This is a genomic window from Empedobacter sp. UBA6745 (genome assembly GCF_002453775.1).
GTDB classification, from domain to species: Bacteria; Bacteroidota; Bacteroidia; order Flavobacteriales; family Weeksellaceae; genus Empedobacter; species Empedobacter falsenii_C.
In genome coordinates, this window is record NZ_DKHL01000001.1 from 76,006 (window position 1) to 88,449 (window position 12,444).

Annotated in this window: 14 protein-coding genes; 6 read left to right on the forward strand and 8 right to left on the reverse strand. The window is 32.4% G+C overall.

Annotated features, from left to right (window positions below):
- The first annotated feature begins 38 nt into the window (after positions 1-38).
- Positions 39-1,088 carry an endonuclease gene (locus tag B4H69_RS00455; RefSeq protein WP_291092316.1) on the forward strand — a complete coding sequence of 350 codons (1,050 nt, stop codon included), beginning with the start codon at positions 39-41 and terminating at the stop codon, positions 1,086-1,088.
- A gap of 52 nt (positions 1,089-1,140) precedes the next feature.
- On the opposite strand, the gene B4H69_RS00460 is transcribed toward B4H69_RS00455, so the two are convergent.
- The 7 genes from B4H69_RS00460 to ruvB all read right to left on the reverse strand — a co-directional run bounded on the left by B4H69_RS00460 (position 1,141) and on the right by ruvB (position 6,051).
- Positions 1,141-1,656 carry a hypothetical protein gene (locus B4H69_RS00460; protein ID WP_286484768.1) on the reverse strand — a complete coding sequence of 172 codons (516 nt, stop codon included), beginning with the start codon at positions 1,654-1,656 and terminating at the stop codon, positions 1,141-1,143.
- 29 nt (positions 1,657-1,685) lie between these two features.
- Complete coding sequence (locus B4H69_RS00465) at positions 1,686-2,180, reverse strand: hypothetical protein (RefSeq protein ID WP_291092318.1); 495 nt, start codon at positions 2,178-2,180, stop codon at positions 1,686-1,688.
- On the reverse strand, positions 2,170-2,700 hold the full coding sequence (locus B4H69_RS00470) for a hypothetical protein (RefSeq protein ID WP_291092319.1): 531 nt from the start codon (positions 2,698-2,700) through the stop codon (positions 2,170-2,172). The genes B4H69_RS00465 and B4H69_RS00470 overlap by 11 nt, the downstream gene beginning before the upstream one ends.
- Entirely contained in the window at positions 2,693-3,373 is a 681-nt protein-coding gene (locus B4H69_RS00475; RefSeq protein WP_291092321.1) for an SH3 domain-containing protein, read from the reverse strand. Before B4H69_RS00475 ends, B4H69_RS00470 begins: the two co-directional genes overlap by 8 nt.
- A gap of 60 nt (positions 3,374-3,433) precedes the next feature.
- A complete protein-coding gene (gene queG, locus B4H69_RS00480; protein ID WP_291092323.1) occupies positions 3,434-4,381 on the reverse strand; it encodes a tRNA epoxyqueuosine(34) reductase QueG in 948 nt (315 codons plus the stop codon).
- 175 nt (positions 4,382-4,556) lie between these two features.
- Entirely contained in the window at positions 4,557-4,847 is a 291-nt protein-coding gene (locus B4H69_RS00485; RefSeq protein WP_291092325.1) for a DUF1272 domain-containing protein, read from the reverse strand.
- A 166-nt stretch (positions 4,848-5,013) separates the two neighbouring features.
- Positions 5,014-6,051: a Holliday junction branch migration DNA helicase RuvB gene (gene ruvB / locus B4H69_RS00490; RefSeq protein ID WP_038332085.1), complete on the reverse strand. Its 1,038-nt coding sequence runs from the start codon at positions 6,049-6,051 to the stop codon at positions 5,014-5,016.
- 108 nt (positions 6,052-6,159) lie between these two features.
- On the opposite strand from ruvB, the gene hemH reads away from it, so the two are divergent.
- From hemH to hutI, 5 genes are all read left to right on the forward strand, one after another.
- On the forward strand, positions 6,160-7,143 hold the full coding sequence (gene hemH / locus B4H69_RS00495) for a ferrochelatase (RefSeq protein WP_291092327.1): 984 nt from the start codon (positions 6,160-6,162) through the stop codon (positions 7,141-7,143).
- A gap of 80 nt (positions 7,144-7,223) precedes the next feature.
- Positions 7,224-8,324, forward strand: coding sequence for a DUF3078 domain-containing protein (locus B4H69_RS00500; protein ID WP_038332080.1), 1,101 nt, complete (start codon positions 7,224-7,226; stop codon positions 8,322-8,324).
- 26 nt (positions 8,325-8,350) lie between these two features.
- Complete coding sequence (locus B4H69_RS00505; RefSeq protein WP_291092329.1) at positions 8,351-9,400, forward strand: DUF3078 domain-containing protein; 1,050 nt, start codon at positions 8,351-8,353, stop codon at positions 9,398-9,400.
- Positions 9,401-9,470: 70 nt separating this feature from the next.
- Positions 9,471-9,680: a hypothetical protein gene (locus B4H69_RS00510; RefSeq protein ID WP_286478764.1), complete on the forward strand. Its 210-nt coding sequence runs from the start codon at positions 9,471-9,473 to the stop codon at positions 9,678-9,680.
- A gap of 85 nt (positions 9,681-9,765) precedes the next feature.
- Complete coding sequence (gene hutI / locus B4H69_RS00515) at positions 9,766-10,995, forward strand: imidazolonepropionase (RefSeq protein ID WP_180904981.1); 1,230 nt, start codon at positions 9,766-9,768, stop codon at positions 10,993-10,995.
- Here hutI and B4H69_RS00520 read toward each other — a convergent pair.
- Entirely contained in the window at positions 10,985-12,295 is a 1,311-nt protein-coding gene (locus B4H69_RS00520; protein ID WP_180904982.1) for a DUF4026 domain-containing protein, read from the reverse strand. The two genes, hutI and B4H69_RS00520, sit on opposite strands and share 11 nt — an antisense overlap.
- Positions 12,296-12,444: the final 149 nt, after the last annotated feature.

Consider the following 12,444-nt stretch of genomic DNA (forward strand, 5'->3'; position numbering starts at 1 on the left):
TATAAATACTTATTTTTGTCAAATATTTATAAATAATTATGAGAAAACTTTTACTCCTTTTACTTCCTTTCATCTCATTTGCCCAACAGCCAGATTATTATGAAGGGATAGATTTTAAACAAAATGGTAAAGCTATAAAAGAAGAATTGCATAATTTAATTAATGCAACTCATCATGCTGTAAGCTATACGCCGGGTGTTTGGAATATTTTAGATCAATCGGACTTGGATTTAGATTCTCAAGGCCGAGTTTTGTTAATCTATGGTTTTACAGATAACTCTACCATTTATTCAGAACAACGTACGCGCGATGTCAATAATAAAAACAATACAGGCGGAAATGCAAATGGAAAATGGGAACGTGAACATGTTTTTCCTAAATCATTGGCAAATCCTGTTTTAGACACGAGATATCCGGGAACAGGTACAGATGCACATAACTTACGCGCAGTCGACAGACAAATCAATTCTACAAGAAGTAACAATGCTTACCGCGAAAAGTGGACACAAGACGTAACTGGTCAGGCTAAATTAATAAATGGTGGTTTTTATCCGGGTGACGAATGGACTGGTGACGTTGCACGTATTATTATGTATATGTATGTTCATTACGGAATGGAAACAGATCCTCAATTAGTTGCGTATAACAATACAACCAGTAATGATGACAGAATGCCGGATATGTTCTTGAAATGGAATGCGCTGGATAAAGTTTCTGAATTTGAGAAAGTAAGAAATGAAATCATTTATGAAACACAAGGAAGTAGAAATCCTTTTATTGATAATCCCTATTTAGCCACATTAATTTGGGGTGGCGATAAAGCTGAAAATACTTGGGCTGAATTATCTGCGAACGATTACAATTATCAACAAACACTCGTAGAAATTTTTCCTAATCCAACAACAGATAAGGTAAAAATTAATGCGAAGAATTTTGATTATGTCAATTTATATGATTTTAATGGTCGTTTACTTGGAATTGAATTAGGTTCGGAAGTTAATTTGAAGAATTATCCAGCTGGAATGTATATTTTATCTATTCACCTAAAAGATGGAAACATCATCACAAAAAAAGTGATTAAGAAATAATTTTAAACAAAAAATTCCAACTCTAAGAGTTGGAATTTTTTGTTTATTCATTTTAACAACCTTCGTTATACATCACGTCAAAAGAAGCTACTTTATCATTTACCAATTTGAATTGTAATATTGAACCTGTATCTTGATCTTCTACATTAAAATAACGAAAAGCCTTTGTTCTTTTATCCGTTTTATCATCATAACCATCATAAATCGAAATATTTAAGTTTTTGTATTTCGATAACAGTTCATCTAATGAAGAACCAACTTTAATTCCAGACAATGTTTTAAGGCTCGAATCTGTCGATTTCACGCTATAAACAGTCAAATTATTAGAACCATTTCCTTCTCCGTTCGATGTTAAGCCAACTTTATAGGTTACGCCTTTCGAAACAATTGTCAAATCATCTTCTGGATAACCATATTCGTTTAATTTCAACTTGAATTTTTGTCCAGTTAATTTCTCTAATTCAGACAATTTCATTCCAAGTTTTACGTCATTAATACGAGTTGTAGAAACTTGCGCTTGCAAAGCTATTCCAGCTACAAAAGCAGCTATAAAAAATATTTTTTTCATTTTTATGTATTTAGGTTTTAATCATTATTCTAAAGTGTACATTCTTCTGGATTATAGGAACTCAATCCTATTGTTGTTACAATTTCATTTTTCAAAGAAAAAGTCAATATTACACCATTTTCTTTATCATCAATTCTAAATTCTCTGTAATTATTATTCGATTTATCCAACAACACATTGTATTTCGACGAATAAGCTTTCCATAAATCCTCCAACGTACTACCAATACCAATTCCAGATAAGGTTTTGATGTTTTTACTTGTTGTCGAAATAGAACTTAAATAGGTGTCATTTTCTGTTTTACTCAAATAACCACTTCTTATTTCGATTGTGTAATCAATTCCTTTTAAAGTTATTTTCGTTTCGTTTTCATCTGCAATCGCTACAGGTTTATTGCCTAATAATTTCATCACTTCGGACGGACGCATACCAATTTTCAACTCATTCATTCGTGTTGTAGAAATCTGACCAAATCCAACTATCGAAAGCAAGAAAAATCCTACTAAAGCTATTTTAGTTTTCATAAATATTGTTATTTAAAAAACCCGATTCATTTGACAAAACTATTTTTACGACTTTATTATTTTTCAAATAAAAATCTAATGTACATCCATTATCAAGATCATTTATTGCAAAAGCTCTGAACGATTTTGTCTCATCATCTTCAAAAATATCTTGCACAGAAATATCATATTTTTTGTACGCTTTCCATAAATCATCCAACGAACTTCCAATTTTTATTCCTGATAAAGTCGAAAGTTGAGCGCTAACAGACGAAACTGTATACACTTCAAACTGTTTTGTTTTCAAATTTTTATAATACGAAATATGATATTTAATTCCATTCAACTCAATGTCCTGTTCAGGCATTTCAGGATTATTTACATCATAAAGCGCTAATTTATTTGCTGTTAAAGCTGCAACTTGTTTTTGCGTCATTTCGTACGAAATATCTCCAAACTTTGAAGTCGTTACTTTTTGAGCAAATATTATCGAAGTAAATAGCAAAAAGCATCCTAAAATTGAAAAAAATCGACTAAGCATAAGCATTAATTTGAGCAATATGTTTTACAATTTCCCCATTATCCAACACCCAAAGCGTATCATAAACTCCAGCTCCATCGCTATATGTCCCAAACAAATAATATTGATTTAACTCTTTATTGTAAGTAAGTTTTGTAGCGGATAAATTTGCGTTATATAAATTGGTAAAATATTCTTTTGGAATGATAATCTCTTTTCCTTTGAATGATATTTTAAACGATTTGAATTCTGTTTGAGGAATCATTCCATCCGAACCAAGAAAATCTTTTTCATCAATCGCATAAACAAAATCACCTTCCTTGAAAATTTTATGCTTTTTTGAATTAAATGTTTGCGTTTCGAGCTGAATAATATAATCCGCAATCGAAAATTCTATTTTAGAATCATTGACTGAAGTTGGTGAAATTGTTTCAAAATCTTCTAGCTTTTTGATTCGATCATGGTAAACATAACCAGCTTTTTCAAGTTGATATTCGACCAAATACCATTTCGAATTTTCTTCATCAGAATCAATTGGATAAATTGAATTTGAATTGACTTTAGCAACAATTTTAGACGAAGTATTTTTCTCATCTCTCACATTTGCAAAACCATCTTTATCTTGTACAATCCCAAATTGAGCTTGCGCAAAATAGCTTAAAAAAGTAGTAAGAATGAATAAACTTTTTTTCATTTTTTGATTCGATTTTCTTGAAGTAAAGCTAACAAAATCTAAACCAAAAATTTTCACGAATTATAGTGATTTTACAAAATCTATATTTCTTTTCAAACCATCAAATTTTGTACGTTTGACAGGTGATTTCTTAAAAATTTCTCGAAAAACATCTTCCGTAATTTCTTCCCAATCTTTTTTCGAGAATTGATTAATTTTCTCATGACCTATAAATCGAGTTTCTTTCGTGGGCAATGAAAAACGATTCCACGGACAAACTTCTTGGCAAACATCACAACCAAAAATCCAATCGTCAAATTTCCCTTTCATTTCGGTCGGAATTTGATCTTTCAATTCAATTGTAAAATACGAAATACATTGACTTCCGTTCACAGTTTTATTGGGTAAAATTGCTTCAGTTGGACAAGCATCAATGCAACGCGTGCAATTTCCGCAATGATCCGTTTCGATTGGAGAATCATATGCTAAATCCAAATCAATAATTAATTCGGACAAAAAGAAAAACGACCCTTTTTGTTTAGATAATGTCAACGAATTTTTTCCAACCCAACCAATTCCAGCTTTTTTCGCCCAAGCATGTTCCAAAATTGGTGCAGAATCGGTAAAAGCTCTACCGCTCACCTCTCCTATTTCTTCTTGAATAAAATCTAATAATTCTCGTACTTTTTCCTTCACAACAAAATGATAATCTTCGCCTTGCGCATACATCGCAACTTTGTAAGAATTAGGATTTCGATCTAAATCTTGGTAATAATTATACGCCAACGAAATCACAGATTTTGCTCCTTCTACCAAAATTCGAGGATCCAATCGCATATCGAAATGATTTTCCATATACTGCATTTCGCCATGAAAATCATTCTTCAACCAAGCTTCTAAATGAGGTGCTTCTTCTTCCAAAAAATCAGCCTTTGCTATACCACAAGAAATAAATCCCAACGCTTCAGCTTTTTCTTTGATGCATTGGGACCATTTTATTTTGATATGTTCTTCTGTTTGAAGGAGCATTAGTTAATTCGTAATTATGAATTTATAATTATTATATCGACGAAATTAAATTTTGTCATTCTGAATGAAACGTTAGTGAAATGAAGAATCTGAGATTCCTCCTAACATCGGAATGATATTGTCATGTTGAACTCGTTTCAACATCACATCTTATTTAATTTTTCCTAAATTGAGATTAACGATTTTCAGGTAAAATATCTTTAAATTCTTCCTTTGAATTCTCAAATTCTGTTAGATTAACTTTTTTCAACACAATTTGGGTAGAAGCAGGATATTTAGATAAATATTTATTTGGTCGAATAGGTCTTGGTGTAAAATTACCGCCACAATTTGGGCAAACATTTTCCAAAACATTATCAACGCAATCTTTGCAAAATGTATATTCAAATGTACAAATCATTGTTTCTGTTGAATTTGGCAATAAATTCTTTCCGCAGTTCTCGCAATTCGGTCTTAATTCTAACATAAAATATTTTTTAATTCAGCTACACTCAAACTTAAATCATACGATTCTGAAACACGTTCAGAATGACTTTTTAATTGTCATATTGAGTAATTTTTGATTCGTTAAAATAAAAAAATCGTATTGAAACATCTAAATATTCTTCGACAAGCTCAGAATGAGAACAAACTTACAAATCAAACAAATCGGTTTGAGGAGAATTTTCTCCACGATATTTTACGCCAATATGTTTGAAAGCTTTTTCAGTTGCAACACGTCCACGAGCTGTACGCATCAAATAACCTTCTTGAATCAAATATGGTTCGTAAACTTCTTCCAATGTTCCACCATTTTCTCCAACTGCTGTTGCTAAAGTTGTAATTCCGACTGGTCCACCTTTAAATTTTTCGATAATCGTTGATAAAATTCTGTTATCCATTTCATCTAAACCATTATCATCAACTTTCAAGGCTTTTAGAGAAAATTCGGCAATTGATAAATCAATTTTTCCATTTCCTTTTATTTGAGCAAAATCTCGTGTTCTTCTCAATAATGCATTTGCAATACGAGGAGTTCCACGACTACGACCAGCAATTTCTATCGCCGCTCTTTCGTCAATTGGTGTGTCTAAAATACGAGAAGATCGCTCAACAATCGTACTTAATAATTCGACATTATAATATTCGAAACGGAAATTAATTCCAAAACGAGCACGAAGCGGTGCAGTTAATAAACCAGAACGTGTTGTTGCGCCAATTAATGTAAAAGGATTCAGACCAATTTGAACCGAACGTGCATTTGGTCCAGATTCGATCATAATATCAATCTTAAAATCTTCCATTGCCGAATACAAATATTCTTCGATAACGGGAGACATACGATGGATTTCATCAATAAAAAGCACATCATTTTCTTCCAAATTCGTTAACAAACCTGCTAAATCACTTGGTTTATCGAGAACTGGTCCAGAGGTAATTTTGATTCCAACACCTAATTCATTCGCAATAATATTCGCCAATGTAGTTTTTCCCAAACCTGGAGGTCCATGCAGCAAAACGTGATCCAACGCTTCGCCACGAAGTTTAGACGCTTTTACGAAAACTTCTAAATTCTCGAGAATATGCGCTTGTCCAGCAAAATCATCAAAACTTTGCGGACGAACAGTATTTTCGTGATTTAGATCGTCGTCTGGATAAAATTCTTTATCAGGATTTAATAAATCTGACATAAAATGATGATATAAATTATAATGATGATATTACGAAGGACAAATTAAATTATCCTCCGTACTTTTACACCTACAAAGAACGCAATATTTTTTTAGATAAAAAGAATTATGAGCAAAGGAATATTATTAGTGAATTTAGGTTCGCCCGATTCTACCAATGTTGAAGACGTAAGAACTTATTTACGCGAATTTTTAATGGATAAGAAAGTTTTGGATTCTCCTTGGATTATTCGTAAAACTATTGTTGAATTATTTATTTTACCAAAAAGACCCGAAAAATCTGCTGAAGCTTACCGAAAAATTTGGACAAAAGAAGGTTCTCCTTTAATTGTTTACTCTAAAATTTTGAGAGATATGGTACAAAAACAAATGGATATTCCAGTTGTTTTGGCAATGCGTTACAAAAACCCTTCGATAGAAGCTGGTTTACAAGAGCTTTATGACAAAGGAGTTCGCGACATTTTGGTTGTTCCTTTATACCCTCAATACACGATGTCTTCTACAGAAACTGTTGCGGATAAAGTGCTTGAAATTCAGAAAAAAAGTTACAAAGACACTAAGATTAATTTCTTGAAAGCTTTTTACAAACATCCAGATTATATCAAAGTTTTAGGAGATTCTATCAAAGAAAATTTACCTGAAGAATACGATAAAATATTATTCACTTATCATGGAATTCCAGAGCGTCATGATAATAAAGCACTTCGTGCTGCGAAAATTAGTAAATTACCAATTGAAACTTATCGTAATCAATGTTTTGAAACAACAAGGTTATTAACTGAATATCTGCAATTACCAGAAGATAAATACACTACATCTTTCCAATCTCGTTTGGGACGTGATCCTTGGATAAAACCATATACAGACTATGTATTGGAAGAGTTTCCTGAGCAAGGCGTGAAAAATTTAGTTGTTTGTTCACCTGCCTTTGTTGCAGATTGTTTGGAGACTTTGGAAGAAATTTCGATGGAAGGACAAGAAGAATTCTTAAAAGCTGGTGGAGAACAATTTACATACATTCCATGTTTGAATGATCGTCAAGAATGGGTGGATACATTAGTGAAATGGTTGAAAGGTTGGCAAAATAATTAAGAAAGGTTTTTAGCCTTACAAAATAAATTAGATATCTTTGTTTGGAATTTTTCAATTTTAAACAAAGATATTTTTTTAAAATGAGACTAATTTTCTCAATTATTTTTTTAGTCCTATCACTTTTTAGTTCGGCTCAATTTTTAGATACCAGTGGAAATCTAATTATTGATGGTCGAAAATATCTGAAATCTAAAGTGGATACTACAGGACGAAAATCGGGTTGGGAAATTTATGGTGCAAATACTTTAACCGTTAATCAGAACACCTTTTCCAATTGGATGGCAGGAGGTGAAAATTCGGTTTCACTGAATGCAAAAACTGATTACGAATTCAATTTCCGAAAAAAGAAACACTTTTGGGACAATCGTTTTATTTTTGAATATGGTTTTTTAGATAATAAAACCAATGGAACACGTAAAACTGCTGACAATCTAAATATCACAACTTCTTATGGTTATTTAATTAAAGAAAAATGGTACCTAACCTCATCACTTAATATTCGTTCACAGTTTTCTGCGGGTTTCAATTATGGAACAACTCCAAAAACAAAACTATCAAATTTGTTTGCGCCTGCATATGTAACAATTGGGGTCGGTGCGAATTATACGCCAAATTCTAATTTTTCTGTCAGTTTTCAACCTTTAACATCAAGAACAACAATTGTTGCGGACAAAGATTTGCAAAAGAAAGGAACCTATGGTTTGCGGAATGATGGCGATACATTTCTTTTCGAAGTTGGTGCATATTTAGGTGGACGTTATAAGGTAAAACTTTTTGATAATGTCACTTACGATAATAATATTGGAATTTTCTCCAATTATTCCAACAAATTTTATAACCTCGATATTGTGTATGCAGGATTGTTAGATATGAAAATTAATAATTTTATGTCCACGCAATTAACCATTAATTTGATTTATGATGAAGATCAAGTTGCGCAAACACAGTTTAAACAAGCTCTTGGGATTGGCTTAACGTATAAAATAGACAGTACTAAGAAAAAAGATAAGAAGAAACGTCGAAAGAAGGAAATTCTCCCATATTTCGATACATCTGGCATTTCCCCAGTCAAATTACCTAGAATAAAACTGGAGAAGCAAAACTATGATCAAGTTTTTGATAAAAATACAATTGACGAAAAATCAACGTATATTAAATCAGAATCCATATTTTTGGAATAAAATAACTATTAAATCAACCAATCTATATGAAAAAAATTTTATTTACATTAGCAATTTTAGGAAGTGCTACAACTTTTGCGCAAACAGTAAAAGATGGTAAAGTAGCTACTGATAGCAAGCGTTATTTAAAAGATCAGAAATTTGATGGTCGTCAACCTGGCTGGTTTGTTTCAGGAAATAATTCACTTTTATTTTCTCAAAGTGCATTCAGTAATTGGGTTGCGGGAGGTGTAAATTCATTTGCGCTTAATGGATCATTAGACTATGAATTCAATTTTACTCGTGATAAACATATTTGGGATAATAGAGTTGTAATGGCATATGGTATACAAGCCAATAAAGATGATACTCGCAAAACTAATGATATGTTAGAATTTTATTCTTCTTATGGTTACAAAATTAAAAATAATTGGTTTTTAGCATCTGCAATGATTTTTCGTACTCAATTCTCTGCTGGTTACAACTATGTTCCAGATCCGAGAGTTAAAATATCAAATATTTTAGCTCCTGGATATTTGAGTTTAGGATTGGGTGTTGATTACAAACCAAACGAAAATTTCCAAATTAATATTCATCCATTCACGCCTAGAATGACTTTTGTAATGGATAAAGACCTACAGAAAAAAGGAAACTTTGGTCTTAAAAACGATGGAGATAACACATTACTTGAATTTGGTGCTTATTTAGGTGCTCGATACAAAATCCAAATTATGGATGGAATCACATACGATAACCGTTTAGGAATTTATGCAGATTATTTAAACAAATTTGGGAATATGGATTTAGCCTATGATGGTATTCTAGATTTAAAAGTTAACAAATTTATCTCTGCTCAGGTTACAATAAACTTATTGTATGACGAAGATCAAATAAAAAAAACGCAAGCAAAACAAACACTTGGAATCGGATTTAATTACAAATTTGATAACACGCCACCAAAAGTAGAAGAAGCGCCAGCAACTGCATTTATGCAAGAAGCTCCAATTTTCGAAGAAAAAGAAGAAACTATAGAAGTGGCAACTTACATTCTGAAAAGAGAACCAATTCTTAATGAAACAAAATTAGTATCTCAATAATATTTTCAACCTGCTTATAATAAGCAGGTTTTTTATTTTTCTTATTTTTACAGCTCAATAGAAGAATAAAATGACAAAAAATATTTTCGGCGCACTATTACCACAAATTTTAATGATTGTTTGGGCAGCTTTCGAGCTTTACCTTGGGTTCAACAACGAACAAAATAACCGCATCATTCTTAGCGCAATCGTGATATTAATCTTCGTTATTTTTACAATTATTACATTAGTCAAAGTAATTAAATACCCAAACGACCCAACTTATTTGAAGAAAAAGTAAAAACTTCGAAATTCGGTAATCGAGTTTCGAAATTCGAACACAATCTCCCTTAAATTTCGTAAACTTGTGTTATAAAACAACAAAAATGAAATTAATCGGTCCTTTCAGACAAATTATAACACTTGCCAATCTACCTTTAAAAGGAGCACTTCACGAAAACCAAATCGAAGTTCTCGAAGATGGAGGAATTATTATTGATGATGAAACAATTGTAGAAATTGGAAATTTCGAAACACTTTCTCAACAACATCCAACCATCGAAATTGAACAAATTAAAACGGAACAAATTCTTCTTCCTGGACTTGTTGATTCGCATACGCACGTTTGTTTTGGAGGAAATCGCGCCAAAGATTTTGCTATGCGTTTGGACGGAAAAACTTATTTAGAAATTGCCGAAAGTGGTGGTGGAATTTGGTCTACTGTAACAGAAACACGTAAGAAAACAGTTGACGAACTGAAAGATATTACGCTAAAACATATTGCGCAATTAGCCAAACAAGGAATCACAACTGCTGAGGTTAAATCGGGTTATGCACTTTCTGTTGAAGGCGAAATTAAAATGTTGGAAGCGATAAATATGGCGAATCAAGAAAGTGAAATTGATTTAATTCCAACTTTTTTAGGTGCGCATATGAAACCAAAAGATTTTGAAGGTTCGAACAAAGAATATTTAGAACTTTTGGTGAAAGAAGTCTTTCCAAAATTGAAAGCTGATAATTTAGCAAATCGTGTGGATATTTTTGTGGAACAATCTGCTTTTTCTGTTGAAGAAGGCGATTATTTCTTGAATGAAGCAAAAAATCAAGGATTTGAAATTACCATTCACGCCGATCAATTTACAGCTGGAGGAAGTTATTTAGCAACAAAATATAACGCATTGAGTGCAGATCATTTAGAATTTTCAGGAGAAGAAGAAGTGAAAAATCTTGCCAATTCTGATGTTGTGGCAACAGTTTTACCTGGTGCTTCTATCGGTTTGGGAATGCAATATGCACCTGCTCGAAAATTGTTAGATGCTGGTTGTTGCGTTTCGATTGCTTCAGATTGGAATCCTGGTTCGGCTCCGATGGGAAATCTTTTGACACAAGCTTCTATTTTGGCTACTTTCGAGAAATTATCAATGGCAGAAGTTTTAGCAGCAATTACTTTTCGTGCAGCAAAAGCATTGAATTTAGCTGATCGTGGCACAATAGAAAAAGGTAAAAAAGCCGATTTTATAAGCTTCTCTACCTTCGATTATCGTAATATTATCTATTATCAAGGGCAATTACAACCAACGTATGTTTGGAAAAATGGCGCGTTGATTAATCAATAGTGTAAATATTATCAGGAGTGATGGTGTTTGTCGGCGTGTAAATTAACCAATCGGTAATCATTTCTTGCGGATAAAGACCTTCATCTCCTTCATTCAAACCTTCTACAGCATAAGGACGATTCAAGCAAACACCAAAAATTTCGTTGTTTTCATTGATTCCGTACACATCAAACCAAATATGTTCCTTATTCATTTCATGATCAACATCAAATCCTAATTTGATTAAAAATCGATAATAATTTTCTTCATCTGCTTCTGGATTAAAATACGTGTTAAATGCTTTTTTATAAGATTCAAAACGTTGATAAGCCAAGGCTGACATTCGTTCCGTTTCCTGATCGCTGATAAAGAAAATCGGATTATCTGCAATTGTTGCCGCATAAACTTCTGGCGTTAATGTATGTCCTTCTTGAACCCCTAACAAAACGCCACAAGGTTCGTAATTTTCGTTTTCTGGCTGACGCTCATTGTAACCTCCCGGAATTGTTGCAGGATAATCTTTCACCACATCTTCCCAACGTTTCCAACAAAATGTAATATCCAAACCATCATAACCAATATTAAATTCTTCATTTTCTGGCGAACGAAAATCTGGTTTAATAAACGCATTTACAATCATATCCAAAGCCGAATTCATCTGCTCTACTCCATCTTTGATGTTCAACATTTCCAATTCCACAGAACCGCAACGATGCAAACCATGCGTATGCATCCAATACACGCGATCGCCATCTTCGTCCTCATCATAAACGCCATGAATCACATATAAATACGAAGGCGCAGGCGGAATTTCTGACTCTGCTGTCACTTTCGCCCATTTACCAGAAAGCAAACGATAAGGCATAAAATCGACAACAATAGACGGATTCTCGACAATGGCTTGCATAATTTTTAGTTGCAAATGAAAACTATCCAACGCGTCATTTCCGAAATACATCACAGATTCCAAATAAAAATCTTGTTGCGTTGCAATTTCCATTTCTTCATCCGAAATCATATTTCCAAAACCAAATTCAGAATAATCGTTACTTCTCGCATCCACAACATACAAATTCACATCAAATTCTTCCTCCAAATAAGACACTACAAGTTGATATTCTTGCTTCACCGCTCCATTTTCGTCTTTATCAATTTCGATAAGATCAAAATTAATTAATTGAAAATAATTAGTTAATTTCAAACTTTTCTCGATTGATTCTCTCGAGAATACAAAATCTTTCGACGAAGGAAAAATTCCCATTGTAGAAGGTAAACTCAATCCATCTTCTGCAATTCCTTTGTACAATTCTTGATTTGTCATAGTTATTTTTAGTTTGTTTTTTGTTAAAGATAAATGTTTTAAGTTCATCAAAATTTTAGCAAAATGTTAAACTTTAAAATGATTAAAGATGATAATTCAGTTCGCATTACGTTAATTTATTGTAATTTTGTTCGCATAATTTTACAATT

Coding starts and splice junctions, on each gene's coding strand:
- B4H69_RS00455 (WP_291092316.1), top strand. CDS start 39: ATGAGAAAACTTTTACTCCTTTTACTTCCTTTCATCTCATTTGCCCAA.
- B4H69_RS00460 (WP_286484768.1), bottom strand. CDS start 1,656: ATGAAAAAAATATTTTTTATAGCTGCTTTTGTAGCTGGAATAGCTTTG.
- B4H69_RS00465 (WP_291092318.1), bottom strand. CDS start 2,180: ATGAAAACTAAAATAGCTTTAGTAGGATTTTTCTTGCTTTCGATAGTT.
- B4H69_RS00470 (WP_291092319.1), bottom strand. CDS start 2,700: ATGCTTAGTCGATTTTTTTCAATTTTAGGATGCTTTTTGCTATTTACT.
- B4H69_RS00475 (WP_291092321.1), bottom strand. CDS start 3,373: ATGAAAAAAAGTTTATTCATTCTTACTACTTTTTTAAGCTATTTTGCG.
- queG (WP_291092323.1), bottom strand. CDS start 4,381: ATGCTCCTTCAAACAGAAGAACATATCAAAATAAAATGGTCCCAATGC.
- B4H69_RS00485 (WP_291092325.1), bottom strand. CDS start 4,847: ATGTTAGAATTAAGACCGAATTGCGAGAACTGCGGAAAGAATTTATTG.
- ruvB (WP_038332085.1), bottom strand. CDS start 6,051: ATGTCAGATTTATTAAATCCTGATAAAGAATTTTATCCAGACGACGAT.
- hemH (WP_291092327.1), top strand. CDS start 6,160: ATGAGCAAAGGAATATTATTAGTGAATTTAGGTTCGCCCGATTCTACC.
- B4H69_RS00500 (WP_038332080.1), top strand. CDS start 7,224: ATGAGACTAATTTTCTCAATTATTTTTTTAGTCCTATCACTTTTTAGT.
- B4H69_RS00505 (WP_291092329.1), top strand. CDS start 8,351: ATGAAAAAAATTTTATTTACATTAGCAATTTTAGGAAGTGCTACAACT.
- B4H69_RS00510 (WP_286478764.1), top strand. CDS start 9,471: ATGACAAAAAATATTTTCGGCGCACTATTACCACAAATTTTAATGATT.
- hutI (WP_180904981.1), top strand. CDS start 9,766: ATGAAATTAATCGGTCCTTTCAGACAAATTATAACACTTGCCAATCTA.
- B4H69_RS00520 (WP_180904982.1), bottom strand. CDS start 12,295: ATGACAAATCAAGAATTGTACAAAGGAATTGCAGAAGATGGATTGAGT.